Raw genomic sequence first — 13335 nt, 5'->3', positions numbered from 1 at the left:
GCCGCCTAGAGAATGTAGCGGCTGAGGTCGGCGTTCTGGGCCAGGGCGCCGATACGTCCCTGGACGTAGGCCTCGTCGATCGTCACCTGGGCGGGCGAGCCATCGCCGGCGGTGAAGCTGATCTCCTCGGTCACCTTTTCCAGCACCGTCTGCAGGCGGCGGGCGCCGATGTTCTCCACCGAGCCGTTCACCGCCACGGCGGCGTCGGCCAGGGCGTCGATGGCGCCTTCGGTGAAGGTCAGCTCGACGCCTTCGGTGGCCATCAGGGCCTGGTGCTGGCGGATCAGGTTGGCTTCCGGCTCGGTCAGGATGCGGCGGAAGTCGTCACGGGTCAGGGCCTTCAACTCCACCCGGATCGGCAGGCGCCCCTGAAGCTCGGGCAGCAGGTCCGACGGCTTGGCCACATGGAAGGCGCCCGAGGCGATGAACAGCACATGGTCGGTCTTCACCGGTCCGTGCTTGGTGGCCACGGTGGTGCCCTCGATCAGGGGCAGCAGGTCGCGCTGCACGCCTTCGCGGGACACATCGGCGCCGGCGCGGTCTGAGCGGCTGGCCACCTTGTCGATCTCGTCGAGGAAGACGATGCCGTTGTTCTCGGCCAGCTCGACGGCCTCGCGGGTCAAGGCTTCCTGATCCAGCAGCTTGTCGCTTTCCTCGGCGATCAGGGGCGCGTGGGCCGCGGCGACGGTCATCTTGACCGTCTTCATGCGACCGCCGCCGAAAGCCTTCATCATGTCGGACAGGTTCAGCACGCCGATGCCGCCGGGCTGGCCGGGGATGTCCATGCTGGGACCGCCGGTGTCGGCCAGCTGGATCTCGACCTCGGTTTCGTTCAGGTCGCCGTCGCGCAGCTTCTTGCGGAAGCTTTCGCGGGCGGCGATGGAGCCGGGGCCGGTCAGGGCGTCGAGGATGCGTTCCTCCGCCGCGCGCTCGGCGCTGGCGCGGACGCCGGCCCGGCGGCGGTCGCGCACCATGAGCAGGGCGCTTTCCACCAGGTCGCGCATGATCTGGTCCACGTCGCGGCCCACATAGCCGACCTCGGTGAACTTGGTGGCCTCGACCTTCAGGAACGGCGCCTGGGCCAGGCGCGCCAGGCGGCGGGCGATCTCGGTCTTGCCCACGCCCGTAGGGCCGATCATCAGGATGTTCTTGGGCGTGACCTCATCGCGCAGGTCGTCCGGCAGGCGCCGGCGTCGCCAGCGGTTGCGCAAGGCGACGGCCACGGCCCGTTTCGCTTCGGGATGACCAACGATGTAGCGGTCGAGTTCGGAGACGATTTCGCGGGGTGAGAATTCAGTCATCAAGCCGGTAGGATCTGATCATAAACCAGACGCCAGCCTTCCGGCCGCGTCTGCCAGATCCGAACATAGTGTCCCTTGGCCGACTTGCCATCCGTCCCCGTCCAATCGGCGTCGCCCCAGGTCCAGGCCAGATCGCCGGCCGTGGAGGCCGAGCCGCCTTTCGACGCGAAGGTGATAGACTTGGCGCGGGTGTCCAGTTCGGCGGAGACGGCCGCCGGGGTGGCGGGCAAAGGGGCCTTGGAGCTCGTCAGGCGGGCTTCCCCGGCCAGGACGGCGAGGTAGGCGGCCTTGGAATCCGTGAGAGCTGCCTTGGCGAGGGCGGCTTCGGCCGCCTGGACCTGGGCGAAGGCCTTCTGCGCCGAACCCGCGCCGCCCCTGGCGACCGGCAGGGCAACGGGCTCGCTCTCGGGTCCCGGCTGACCCGCGGAGGTGGCGCGCGGACCGCCGTCATAGACCCACTTCCAGGTTCCGTCGGCCTGTCTGGCCCAGACGGTGAAATAGTGGCCGCCGCGCTTGCCGTTGTATTCGGCCGGGCCGGTGGTGAAGCCCAGATCGCCGCTGCGGGCGATTCCGGCGAAGATCGGCCACCACTTGATCTGCGGCTCGCCGGTTCCGCTCTGCGCCTCGAAGAAGGCCTTGGCGTTGACGGGACCCGGCACGAACATCAGGGCGTCATCGGTCATGTGCCGAAGGAAGGACGCTTTTACGCCGTTTGCGAAGCCGTCGGCGGCGAAGGCGCGTTCGGCCGCGATCACCTCGGCGGGAGACGTGGTTTCGGCGAAAGCCAGGAAGGGCGCTGCGGAAAGGGCGACGGCGATGAGGAGGGCGCGGGGCATGGATCGCATCCGAAACTGGGTTTCGGCTTCTATAGCCCGCTCGCCATCCGGCGTTACATGAATTCCCTGTAAGGCCTTACAGGGTCTCCACGGTGAGGTTGCCGTTGGTGTAGACGCAGATGTCGGCCGCGATGCCCATGGCCTTGCGGGCGATCTCTTCGGCCGATAGGGGCTGGTCGATCAGGGCGCGGGCCGCCGCCAGGGCGTAGTTGCCGCCCGAACCGATGGCCGCGACGCCCAGATCGGGCTCAAGCACGTCGCCCACGCCGGTGACCGTGTAGATCGCCTCGGCGTCCGCCACGAGCAGCATGGCCTCCAGCTTTCGCAGGTAGCGGTCGGTGCGCCAGTCCTTGGCCAGCTCGACGCAGGCTCGAGCCAGCTGGCCCGGATGGGCCTCCAGCTTGGTCTCCAGCCGCTCGATCAGGGTGAAGGCGTCGGCCGTGGCGCCGGCGAAACCGGCGATCACCTTGCCGCCCGCCAGGATGCGGACCTTGCGGGCGTTGCCCTTGACGACGGTCTGGCCCATGGAGACCTGTCCGTCGCCGGCGATCACGGTCCGGCCATCCTTGCGAACCGCCAGGATTGTCGTGCCGTGCCAGTCGGGAAATGTAGAAGCGTCGGCTTTCATGCCGTCCGATGTGGCGAGCGCAGCCGAAGAGGTCAAGCACATGGGCTTTTCGACCGAGGAAGTGGAGCGGTACGCCCGCCACCTGGTCCTGCGGGAAATCGGCGGCCAGGGGCAGCAGGCGTTGAAGGCCGCCCGGGTCCTGGTGGTCGGCGCGGGAGGTCTCGGCGCGCCGGCGGCCCTATATCTGGCCGCGGCGGGAGTGGGAACCCTCGGCGTGGTGGACGCCGACACCGTCGCCCTGTCCAACCTGCAGCGTCAGGTGATCTATTCGGCCGCCGATGTGGGACGCGAGAAGGTGCTGGCGACCGCCGAGCATCTGCTGGCTCTGAACCCGCATGTGGCGGTCGAGCCGATCCCCCACGCCCTGACGGCGCAGAACGCCGAGGCTCTGGTCGCCGGCTACGACCTCGTGCTGGACGGCACCGACGATTTCGCTGTCCGTTTTTGTGTCAACGCCGCCTGTGTGGCCCAGGGCAAGACCCTGGTGACCGGGGCGATCGGCCGGTGGAGCGGGCAGGTGGGCGTCTTCTGCGGCCGCCCCTGCTACCAGTGCCTAGTGCCGGAGATTCCGCCGGACGCCGAGACCTGCAGCGTTGTCGGGGTGGTCGGCGCCCTGGCGGGGGTGATCGGCTCGATGATGGCGCTGGAGGCGGTGAAGGTCATCACCAAGGCCGGCGACCCCTTGCAGGACCGGCTTTTGATATACGACGGGCTTTCAGCGACCGCCCGGACGGTGAAAGTGGGTCCCGATCCTTGCTGTGCTGTGTGCGGCGCAAGGTAAAAAGCGTCGCACCTCTCTTTTCCCCAGGCGCGTTACAGTCCATAGGGGGCGCCGCCTTTATAATCCTCCCAATGGACGGCCGCTAAAAATGGACCTCTCCAAGATCCCGACCGGGAAGAACCCGCCCCACGACCTTTATGCGGTGATCGAAATCCCGCAGGGCGGCGAACCGGTGAAGTACGAGCTCGACAAGGACTCCGGCGCGATCTTCGTCGACCGCTTCCTGCACACCGCCATGTACTACCCGGCCAACTACGGGTTCATCCCGCACACCCTGGCCGACGATGGCGATCCGATGGACATCATGGTGGTCAGCCAGACCCCGGTGGTGCCGGGCGCGGTGATCCGCTGCCGTCCGATCGGCGTGCTGAAGATGACCGACGAAGCCGGCGGCGACGAAAAGATCCTCGCCGTGCCGGTAGACAAGCTGCATCCGTTCTACACGGGCGTGAAATCCTGGGATGAACTGCCCTCGATCCTGGTCGAGCAGATCGCCCACTTCTTCAAGCACTACAAGGACCTGGAGAAGGGCAAGTCGGTCACGATCGGCGGTTGGGGCGACGCTGATGAAGCGGCCGACCTGATCATGAAGTCGATCGAGGCGTTCAAAGCCGAAGACCCGGAAAAGGCTTATCCGACCCTCGAAAAGGCCGGCGAGCACTAAGGACCAAGCGTCAGGGCCGCTCAGGCCCTGACGAAATCGAGGAAGACCGGCGCGCAGTCGCCCAGCTTCTTTTCCTCGTACCGCGTGGTGAGGTGGTCGGCCGGAGCGATGCTCCAGTCGTCCGCCCGCTCCGCCGGCCAGGCGAACAGAGCGCCGGCCAGAATTTTTTCCAGAGCCCAGTCCGCATAGTTCGCCCAGTCGGTGGCGAAGCGCAGCCGCGCGCCCGGCTTCATCACCCGCGCCAGTTCGGCCAGGAAATCGTCCTGGATCAGGCGGCGCTTGTGATGACGGGCCTTCTGCCAGGGATCGGGAAACATAATGAACACCCGGTCCAGGCTCTGGTCGGGCAGACCGGCGATGATGTCGCGCACGTCGCCATGGTGAAGGCGCACATTCTTGAGGCCTTGCTCCTCGACGTGACGCAGGGCGCTGCCCACGCCGTTCACGAAGGGCTCGGCCCCGATGACCAGGGCTTCGGGGTTGCGGGCGGCCTGGCCGGCCATGTGCTCGCCGCCGCCGAAACCGATCTCCAGCCAGACCTGCTTGGCCTCGGGCGCCAAGGCGCGCGGATCGAAGGCGCCTTGCGGCACGGCGATCGAGGGAAGGAGCGTGTCGAACAGGGCCGCCTGGCGCGGCTTGAGCGGCCGGGCCTGGATGCGTCCGAAGGAGCGAAGATGGCCGTGAGGCTGCTGGGCGATGGGCATGGCGCGCCCTTTAGCCCCTTTCCCGGCCCGCCGCCATGCCACCAAGCGTCGCCGTGCGCGTTAGTCGGCCGATGACCCCCAAGAACCTCGCCGCCGAAGTTCGCTACGCACAGGCCCTGGCGCGCGCCGCGGGCGGCGCGTTGTTATTCAGCCTGCCTTTGTTCATGACGGAGGAGATGTGGCGCTTCGGGCTCTACATGGACCGTCATCGCCTGGCCCTGATGGTCGTGCTCGCCCTCGGCCTGATCACGGGCGTTTCCTACTATTCGGGTTTCGAGCGGACGACCGGTCTCTTCGACGACGCCCTGGACGCCCTTGCCGCCTTCGCCGTCGGCGCCGTCGTCACCTTGGCCGCGGTGGTGATCTTCGGCGTCGTCGGACGGGAGATGACCGTCGGCGAGATCGCCGGGATCGTTGCGGTCTGCGCCGTGCCGGCCGGAATGGGCGCCGTGGTGGCCGCCAATCAGCTGGCCGCTCCAGAAGATGGCGATGACCGGCGAAAACGCGAGGCGGGCTATTTTGGCGAACTCTTTCTGATGGGCGCCGGCGCGCTTTTCTTCGGCTTCAACGTCGCGCCCACCGAGGAGATGATGCTGATCGGCTACAAGATGACCGCAGTCCACACGGTGATGCTGGTGGTCGCCTCGGCGACCGCGCTTCACCTTCTGGTCTATTCGCTCCAGTTGCGCGGCCAGCATGAGCGGCGCGAGGGATCGGGGCACATGGTGACCTTCCTGCACTACACCCTGGCCGGCTACGGCGTGGCGCTGGGCGTCAGCTTGGGTGTGCTGTGGTTCTTCGGGCGGCTGGACGGCGTGGACGCGGCCATGGCGGCGCGGATGACCATCGTCCTCGGCTTGCCGGCCTCGATCGGGGCGGCGGCGGCGAGGCTGGTGCTCTGATGGCGAGACGCGCGAAACCGAAGGCGCCGCCGACGCCAGACATCCCGATCCTGGAATGGGTGTCGTCAGGGATTGGCGGCCTGATGGCCTTGGCCCTGCTGGCCCTGGTGCTGATCGACGCCCGCAAAGAGCACGAGCCGCCGATATTGAGGATCTCAGCCCTTGAGACCGTCCAGACGCCGGGCGGCTGGCGGGTCATGTTCGAAGTTCGCAACGAGGGCGGTGAGACGGCCGCCGGCGTGCATGTGACCGGCGCCCTGGTCGACGGTGAGACGGCCAAGGCCGTGCTCGACGTGGTGCCGGGCGGCTCCACCGCCGAAGGCGGTCTGTTCTTCGAAGGCGATCCGCGCGCCGGCCGTGTGGCCCTGCGCGCGGAGGGGTTCGTCAAGCCTTAGGCCCGAAACGCCTTAGGCGAGGCGTTTCAGCTCGTCGGCCAGGTCGGTCTTCTCCCAGGAGAAGCCGCCGTCGTTGTCCGGGGTGCGGCCGAAGTGGCCGTAGGCCGCGGTGCGGGCGTAGATCGGCTTGTTCAGGCCCAGGTGCTCGCGGATGGCGCGCGGGGTGGCGCCGCCGATCAGCTGCGGCAGGACGCGTTCCAGCTCGGCCGGATCGACCTTGCCCGTGCCATGCAGGTCCACGTGGAACGAGACCGGCTGGGCCACGCCGATGGCGTAGGCGATCTGGATAGTGCAGCGGTCGGCCAGGCCGGCCGCGACAACGTTCTTGGCCAGGTAGCGGCAGGCATAGGCGGCCGAGCGATCGACCTTGGTCGGATCCTTGCCCGAGAACGCGCCGCCGCCGTGCGGAGCCGCGCCGCCGTAGGTGTCGACGATGATCTTGCGGCCAGTGATGCCGGCGTCGCCGTCCGGGCCGCCGATCTCGAAGCGGCCGGTCGGGTTGACCAGCCACTGGGTCTTCTTGGTGATCAGGCCTTCCGGGAAGACCGGCAGGATGTGCGGCTTGATCAGGTCGAGGACGCGCTTGCTGGTGGCGGTCTTGCCGTCGATCTTCTTCTTGTGCTGGTGCGACACGACGATGGAGACGACGCGGACCGGCTTGCCGTTCCCGTCATACTCCAGGGTCACCTGGCTCTTGGCGTCGGGCTCCAGCTCGCTCAGCTCGCCGCTGTGGCGCAGCTCGGCCAGACGGCGCAGGATGTTGTGGCTGTACTGCAGGGTGGCCGGCATCAGTTCCGGGGTCTCGGTGCTGGCGTAGCCGAACATAATACCCTGGTCGCCGGCGCCCTCATCCTTCTTGTCGGTCGAGTCCACGCCCTGGGCGATGTGCGCCGACTGGCCGTGCAGGTAGCAGGCGTACTTGGCCTTCTCCCAGTGGAAGCCCTTCTGCTCGTAGCCGATGTCCTTAATGGCGGCGCGAACCTTGGGCTCCAGGGACTTGATGATGTCCTTGGTCAGGGCCTTGTTGGCCGCCTTGTCGCCGCCCGGCGCGCCGGCGCGCACTTCGCCCGCCAGGACGATGCGGTTGGTGGTCACCAGGGTTTCGCAGGCGACGCGCGCCTCGGGGTCGGCCGTCAGGAACGCGTCCACCACGGTGTCGCTGATCCGGTCGGCGACCTTGTCCGGGTGGCCTTCGGAAACGCTTTCGCTGGTGAAGATGTAGGATGAACGGGCCAAGTGACGCCTCCAGACGGTACCGTGGAAGCCCACGGTGATAATCCAGAACCTATAAAGATAACTTTATGTCCCGCGCAAGGCGTCAGGCGAGGAGTTCATCTTCCTCTTCGTCCGCCATGGAGCGGACCAGCTCCAGGATTCGGCGGCGCACGCGCGGGCGGCGGATCTTGGGGAACAGCTCCGCCAGCTCCAGGCCCTCGGGAGTCATCAAGAAGGTGTTGGCGAAGGGATTGGCCGTGTCTTCGGCGAAACCGGCGCTGCGCCCCTCGCTGGGATCGGCCAGATCGTCGAAGAAGAAGGTCACCGAGATCTGCAGGCTGCGCGCGATCTCATAGAGCTTGGAAGCGCTGACGCGGTTGGCGCCGCGCTCGTACTTCTGAACTTGCTGAAAGGTCAGGCCAAGATCTTCGGCCAACCGCTCCTGGCTGATGCCCAGCGAGCGGCGTCGCAGCCGGATCCTAGCGCCGACATGGACGTCAATAGGATTGGGCGACCGTTCTACGTCGCTATTCTCGTCCATTCCTGCCCTGACTGACCGATATCGTTGCGTGGGTATGCGCTCAAATAACTTTGCTTTTCAAGGGCGACGCCTGCTTGCGGCGCGACGCAGCCCCCAAAGAGATTAGGAGCATAGCGGCAAAAGTTCCGTCGCCAACCCGACCGTATACAGTTTTAGGCGCCAACGCTGGCAGTGCTGCATCTACGACACCGGATTGACCCAGATCGAGCCGTGCTCCCGGCACGATCCGTCCATAGGCGTCGATCATGGCCGAAACGCCCGTGGGCGTGGCCCGGATCATCGGCGTCCCCGTCTCGATCGCCCGGTAGCTGGCCAGGTTCAGGTGCTGAAGCGGCCCGGAGGTAACCCCGAACCAGGCGTCGTTGGAAATATTGACGATCGCCCTCGGCCGGGTCGCATCGTCGCCAGCCTGGGTGAAGCCGGGGAACAGGCTCTCGTAGCAAATCAGCGGCTGGATGCGGAAAAGCCCGACCGGCTCGAGCGGGCGGGGCGTCGGCCCCGGGGTGAAGCCGTCGCCGACCTGGACCATCTGCTTGAGGCCGACGCGCTCGGCCCAGCTTTCCAGGGGCAGGTACTCGCCGAACGGGGTCAGGCGGTGCTTGTCATAGATCCCCGTCACCTCCAGCCCCGTCGTCCGGCGCAAGGTGATCAGGCTGTTGTAGTAGATCGGCTTGTCGACCGGGCCATCGATCCGATAGGCGCCGAGGATCAGGTTCTGCCCCGGCTTCAAGGCCTCCTGGATCGCTTCGCGCGTCCAGGTCCCGTGCGCCAGATAGGAGTCGGCGGCGTCGGGAATGGCGCCTTCGGGCCAGACGATCACGTCGGGACGCCGCGCCGCCGGCTGGCGGGTCAGGCGGATATGGCGGTCGACGATGTCGGCGAAGGCGCCGGCGTCATACTTCACGGCCTGCCGCACGTCGGCCTGGACGATGCGGACCATCGGTGCGTGGGGGGCGGTGGGCGCCGCGTGCTGAACCCGCCAGCCGCCCCATCCATAGAGCGCCGCCAGAGCGGTCAGGCCCGCCGCCGTCGCGATGCGGCCGCGCCGCCCTTCGAAGGCGACGGCGAAACTGGCGGCCACAGCCAGGGTCACCCAGGTCAGGCCATAGGGGCCGAACAGGGCGGCGGCCTGGGAGGGATAGGAGCCAGCCTCCCAGCTTTGGCCGGGCAAATTCCACGGAAAGCCGGTCAGGATATGGCCGCGAACCCACTCGACCGCGCCGAACACGCCGGCGAAGACCAGGACGCGCCGCGCGCCGGCCGGGGCGAAGCGGCGATAGACCAGGGCCGCCAGACCCCAGAACAGACCAAGCCCCGCCGCCAGCAGGGTTGGGGCGAAAGGCGCCATCCAGGCCTGGGCCGGATTGACCAGGAACGCCTCGGCCACCCACCAGATGCTCAGGCCGAAATAGGCCAACCCCGCCAGCCAGCCGCGAAAGAAGGCCGAGGACAGCGGCGCGCTCTGATCGGCGCCGTCGATGTTTCTCAGCAGAACCGCATAGCCCAGCAGGCCGGGAATGATCCCGAACGGCGGATGGGCCAGGGCGGCGGCCAGGCCGGCCCCCAGGGACAGGCTCGCCGCCAGCCATGGCGCGCGCCAGGCCTGCCGCACGCGGGGTGCGACCTTAGCCTGGACGCGGCGGATCATTCGGCGGCGGACTCGACGACCCGGACGGCGGGCCGGATGCGCACGCGCTTGACCCGCCGAGGGTCGGCGTCGGTGATTTCCAGGTCGAAGCCGCCCGGATGGACGATGACCTCGCCCCGCTGCGGCACCCGGCCGGCGATGGCGGTGACCAGGCCGGCGACGGTGTCGATGTCTTCTTCCAGATCGACGGGCGCCAGGTCCTCAACACCCATGGCGGCCTCAAGATCTTCCAGCGCCGCGCGGGCGTCGGCCTCGAACACTCCGCCGGGGCGCTGCAGGACGCCAGAGGTCTGGGCCTCGTCATGCTCGTCGGCGATGTCGCCGACCACGGCCTCGACCAGGTCTTCCATGGTCACCAGCCCGTCGGCGCCGCCAAATTCGTCGATGACCACGGCCATGTGGATGCGGCTGGTCTGCATGCGCAGCAGCAGGTCGGCGGCGCGCATGGACGGCGGCACATAGAGGATGTCGCGGCGCAGGCGGTGCAGGACCGGCTGGTCGGCCGTCGGCCGCTTGCTCTCGTCGGCCAGCATCTTGAACACGTCCTTGACGTGAACAAAGCCCACCGGATCGTCGAGGGTGTCGCGATAGATCGGCATCCGCGAATGCTCGGCCTCGACGAAGCGGGCCAGCACCTCGCTGAAGGTGGTGGCGATGTCCACGGCGACGATGTCGGCCCGCGGGGTCATCACGTCGTGGACCCGCAGGGATTGGAAGGCTTCGGCGGAATCCACCAGGTCGGCGGCGGACGAGTCGTGCGCGATAACGGAATCTCCGGCTCGCGTATCGCTCTCGCCGGACAGACGGCGGCGCATCTTTCTCAGGAACGCCCGAACCCCCCGGCTTTTGCGCGCGGCGGTTTCGGGCGGCTGACTTGGCTCGTCGCTAGGCATGGGTTCCCAAGGGGTCGGCGCGCTCGGCGTATGGGTCCGGAACGCCCAGTCCCGCGAGGATTTCGCGCTCCAAGGCTTCCATCTCCTCGGCTTCCGCGTCGGACAGATGATCGTAGCCTACTAGATGTAGCACCCCATGCGCCACCAGGTGTTGCAGGTGATGCGCAAGAGGCTTGCCCTGCTCGATCGCCTCGCGTTCGCAGACCCCGAAGGCCAGGCAGATGTCGCCCAGGCTGTTCTCGGGATTTTCCGGCGCGGGGAAGGACAGGACGTTGGTGGGCTGGTCGCGGTCGCGGAAGCGGGCGTTCAGCTCATGCACCGAGGCGTCGTCGGTCAGCAGCACCACGCAGGCCCCATCCTCGCCCGCCTTGGCCAGGGCGGCCTCGGCGGCTTGCAGCACCAGGGCCTGAACGTCGGGGAGGGCCGTCGACCAAGCCTCGTCCTCGACCTCAATATCGATGTCGCTCATCGCCCGCGCTTCTCGGCGTCGGCGTCGTAGGCCTTGACGATGCGCTCCACCAGCGGGTGGCGGACCACGTCCGAGGCGCTGAAACGGGAGACGGCCACGCCCTTGACCCCTTCCAGGATCGCCACGGCGTGGGCGAGGCCGGAGTCGGAGGCGTTGAGCAGATCGATCTGGCTGGGATCGCCGGTCACCGCCATCTTGGCGCCCTCGCCCAGGCGGGTGAGGACCATCTTCATCTGCAGGCGCGAGGCGTTCTGCGCCTCGTCGACGATGACGAAGGCGTGGGACAGGGTGCGGCCGCGCATGAAGGCGATGGGGGCGACCTCGATCTCGCCCTTCTCGCGCCGGCGGCGCAGTTGGTCGGCGCCCATGATGTCGTTCAGGGCCTCCCAGACGGGCGCCATGTACGGATCGACCTTCTCGTTCAGGTCGCCGGGCAGGAAACCCAGGCGCTCGCCGGCCTCGACGGCCGGGCGGGTGACGATCAGGCGGTCCACCTCGCCGCGCATCAGCAGGCCGGCGCCGTGGGCCACGGCCAGGAAGGTCTTGCCCGTGCCCGCCGGACCCAGGCCGAAGACCAGGTCATAGCGCGACAGGCAGTCCAGATAGTTGGCCTGGGCCGCCGTCTTGGCGGCGACCATGCCCCGGCGCGAGGCCGACGGCGAGCGGCTGTCCCCGCCGGTGCGGGCTTGGCCGATAGCGGCGCGGACGTCAGCCTCGCCCACCTCGACCCCGCTGTCGGCGCGGGCGGCGATCAGTCCGACCGCGGCCTGGGCCTGACGGCGCGACCGCGCGTCGCCATTGATCGACACGCCGCCGCCCGGCGTCTCGATGAGCACGCGAAACGCGTCTTCGATCAGGGCGGCGTGGCGGCTGGACGGGCCGGCTACGGCGCGCAGGGCGACGTCGGAAAGGGCGGTGAATTCGGGCGTCTTGCTCACGCAGGCTCCAGCACGGGCGCCAGAACGCCGGCGAGGCTGTTCTTGGAGGCGCCGGTTATGTTCACCGGAACGATCTGTCCGATCAGCTGTTCCGGCCCCTCGCAGTGGACGCCGTTCAGGTAGGGGCTGCGGCCGACGATCTGTCCGGGGTGACGACCCTTGCGCTCGAACAGCACCGGCACGGTGCGGCCGACCACGGCGTTGTTGAAGGCGATGGTCTGTTCGTCCAGCAGGGCCAGAAGGCGCGCCAGGCGCTCCTCCTTCACCTCTTCGGCCACCTGGCCGGGCATGGCCGAGGCCGGGGTGCCGGGACGCTTGGAATACTTGAACGAGAAGGCCGCCGCGTAGCGGACTTCGCGGATCAGATTCAGGGTCGCCTCGAAGTCGCTGTCGCGCTCGCCCGGGAAGCCGACGATGAAGTCGCCGCTCATGGCGATATCCGGCCGCGCGGCGCGGATCTTCTCGACCAGGCGCAGATAGCTTTCGGCCGTGTGTGCGCGGTTCATGGCCTTGAGGATCTTGTCCGAGCCCGACTGCACCGGCAGGTGCAGGTACGGCATCAGCTCCGGCAGCTCGCCGTGCGCCTCGATCAGCGCCTCGTCCATGTCGGCCGGATGGCTGGTGGTGTAGCGGATGCGCTCGATGCCATCGATTTTGGCCAGGCGGCGAACCAAGTTGGCCAAGCCGCCCTCATAGGCGTTGACGTTCTGGCCCAGCAGGGTGACCTCGCGAACGCCCTTGTCCGCCAGGGACTGGGCTTCGGCCACGATGGTGTCCATCGGCCGCGACCATTCCCCGCCGCGCGTATAGGGCACCACACAGAAGGTGCAGAACTTGTCGCAGCCTTCCTGCACGGTGAGGAAGGCGGTGACGCCGTCCACATGGCGCTCGGCCGGCAGGGCGTCGAACTTCTCGTCGGCGGCGAAGTCGGCCGACAGGCGCTCGCCGCTGCGGCGGTGGGCGCGCGCGATCAGCTCGGGAAGCTGGTGATAGGCCTGGGGCCCGACCACGAGATCGACCGCCGGCTGGCGATGCATGATCTCCTTGCCCTCGGCCTGGGCGACGCAGCCGGCCACGGCGATGGTCATCTGACCGCCAGCCTCGGCCTTGCGGTTTTTCATCAGCTTGATCTGGCCAAGCTCGGAATAGACCTTCTCGGTGGCCTTTTCGCGGATGTGGCAGGTGTTGAGCACCACCAGGTCCGCCCCTTCCGGGTCGTTGACCATGCCATAGCCCAGCGGACGCAGGACGTCGGCCATGCGCTCGCTGTCATAGACGTTCATCTGGCAGCCGTAGGTCTTGATGAAGAGGCGCTTCAAGGGCGCGCCCTCTCCGACCGCGGCTTGGGCGGTGGTCGTGTCGGTCATCGCGGCGTTATGGGGCTGTGGACAACCCGGCGCAAGAGCGCCGCGGCCACAGG

The 13335-nt window shown here is 67.9% G+C and carries 15 protein-coding genes; 4 read left to right on the top strand and 11 right to left on the bottom strand.

Annotation, left to right across the window (positions count from 1 at the left end; all coding sequences use genetic code 11):
* Nucleotides 1–5: 5 nt before the first annotated feature.
* The 3 genes from hslU to hslV form a co-directional block, all read right to left on the bottom strand.
* Nucleotides 6–1301 carry an ATP-dependent protease ATPase subunit HslU gene (hslU, locus tag ABOZ73_RS10040; protein ID WP_369058024.1) on the bottom strand — a complete coding sequence of 432 codons (1296 nt, stop codon included), beginning with the start codon at nt 1299–1301 and terminating at the stop codon, nt 6–8.
* The gene (locus ABOZ73_RS10035; protein WP_369058023.1) at nt 1301–2137 is read right to left on the bottom strand and encodes a DUF4440 domain-containing protein; all 837 of its coding nucleotides are present in this window, start codon (nt 2135–2137) and stop codon (nt 1301–1303) included. Before ABOZ73_RS10035 ends, hslU begins: the two co-directional genes overlap by 1 nt.
* Nucleotides 2138–2213: 76 nt before the next feature.
* Nucleotides 2214–2807, bottom strand: a complete 594-nt coding sequence (gene hslV, locus ABOZ73_RS10030) for an ATP-dependent protease subunit HslV (RefSeq protein ID WP_369058022.1) — start codon at nt 2805–2807, stop codon at nt 2214–2216.
* Here hslV and ABOZ73_RS10025 point away from each other — a divergent pair.
* Both ABOZ73_RS10025 and ppa read left to right on the top strand, forming a co-directional pair.
* Nucleotides 2806–3546, top strand: a complete 741-nt coding sequence (locus tag ABOZ73_RS10025; protein ID WP_369058021.1) for a ThiF family adenylyltransferase — start codon at nt 2806–2808, stop codon at nt 3544–3546. The two genes, hslV and ABOZ73_RS10025, sit on opposite strands and share 2 nt — an antisense overlap.
* Nucleotides 3547–3634: 88 nt before the next feature.
* The gene (gene ppa, locus ABOZ73_RS10020; RefSeq protein WP_369058020.1) at nt 3635–4210 is read left to right on the top strand and encodes an inorganic diphosphatase; all 576 of its coding nucleotides are present in this window, start codon (nt 3635–3637) and stop codon (nt 4208–4210) included.
* Nucleotides 4211–4230: 20 nt separating this feature from the next.
* On the opposite strand, the gene trmB is transcribed toward ppa, so the two are convergent.
* On the bottom strand, nt 4231–4914 hold the full coding sequence (gene trmB, locus ABOZ73_RS10015; RefSeq protein ID WP_369058019.1) for a tRNA (guanosine(46)-N7)-methyltransferase TrmB: 684 nt from the start codon (nt 4912–4914) through the stop codon (nt 4231–4233).
* A 71-nt stretch (nt 4915–4985) separates the two neighbouring features.
* Between trmB and ABOZ73_RS10010 the strand changes: the two genes are divergently transcribed.
* The gene (locus ABOZ73_RS10010) at nt 4986–5816 is read left to right on the top strand and encodes a TIGR02587 family membrane protein (protein WP_369058018.1); all 831 of its coding nucleotides are present in this window, start codon (nt 4986–4988) and stop codon (nt 5814–5816) included.
* Nucleotides 5816–6211 carry a hypothetical protein gene (locus ABOZ73_RS10005; protein WP_369058017.1) on the top strand — a complete coding sequence of 132 codons (396 nt, stop codon included), beginning with the start codon at nt 5816–5818 and terminating at the stop codon, nt 6209–6211. Before ABOZ73_RS10010 ends, ABOZ73_RS10005 begins: the two co-directional genes overlap by 1 nt.
* A gap of 12 nt (nt 6212–6223) precedes the next feature.
* Here ABOZ73_RS10005 and metK read toward each other — a convergent pair whose 3' ends face one another.
* The 7 genes from metK to miaB form a co-directional block, all read right to left on the bottom strand.
* On the bottom strand, nt 6224–7447 hold the full coding sequence (gene metK, locus ABOZ73_RS10000; RefSeq protein ID WP_369058016.1) for a methionine adenosyltransferase: 1224 nt from the start codon (nt 7445–7447) through the stop codon (nt 6224–6226).
* Between the two features lie 82 nt (nt 7448–7529).
* The gene (locus ABOZ73_RS09995) at nt 7530–7967 is read right to left on the bottom strand and encodes a helix-turn-helix domain-containing protein (RefSeq protein ID WP_369058015.1); all 438 of its coding nucleotides are present in this window, start codon (nt 7965–7967) and stop codon (nt 7530–7532) included.
* A 40-nt stretch (nt 7968–8007) separates the two neighbouring features.
* Entirely contained in the window at nt 8008–9615 is a 1608-nt protein-coding gene (gene lnt, locus ABOZ73_RS09990; RefSeq protein ID WP_369058014.1) for an apolipoprotein N-acyltransferase, read from the bottom strand.
* The gene (locus tag ABOZ73_RS09985) at nt 9612–10508 is read right to left on the bottom strand and encodes a hemolysin family protein (protein ID WP_369058013.1); all 897 of its coding nucleotides are present in this window, start codon (nt 10506–10508) and stop codon (nt 9612–9614) included. The genes lnt and ABOZ73_RS09985 overlap by 4 nt, the downstream gene beginning before the upstream one ends.
* Nucleotides 10501–10977: an rRNA maturation RNase YbeY gene (ybeY, locus tag ABOZ73_RS09980; protein ID WP_369058012.1), complete on the bottom strand. Its 477-nt coding sequence runs from the start codon at nt 10975–10977 to the stop codon at nt 10501–10503. The genes ABOZ73_RS09985 and ybeY overlap by 8 nt, the downstream gene beginning before the upstream one ends.
* The gene (locus ABOZ73_RS09975) at nt 10974–11915 is read right to left on the bottom strand and encodes a PhoH family protein (RefSeq protein WP_369058011.1); all 942 of its coding nucleotides are present in this window, start codon (nt 11913–11915) and stop codon (nt 10974–10976) included. The genes ybeY and ABOZ73_RS09975 overlap by 4 nt, the downstream gene beginning before the upstream one ends.
* Nucleotides 11912–13282 carry a tRNA (N6-isopentenyl adenosine(37)-C2)-methylthiotransferase MiaB gene (gene miaB / locus ABOZ73_RS09970; RefSeq protein ID WP_369058010.1) on the bottom strand — a complete coding sequence of 457 codons (1371 nt, stop codon included), beginning with the start codon at nt 13280–13282 and terminating at the stop codon, nt 11912–11914. The genes ABOZ73_RS09975 and miaB overlap by 4 nt, the downstream gene beginning before the upstream one ends.
* Nucleotides 13283–13335: the final 53 nt, after the last annotated feature.

This window comes from Caulobacter sp. 73W, from assembly GCF_041021955.1.
In the GTDB taxonomy this organism is placed as follows: domain Bacteria; phylum Pseudomonadota; class Alphaproteobacteria; order Caulobacterales; family Caulobacteraceae; genus Caulobacter.
Note: the sequence above shows the minus strand (reverse complement) of the source record. Positions and strands in the feature narration are given on the sequence as shown.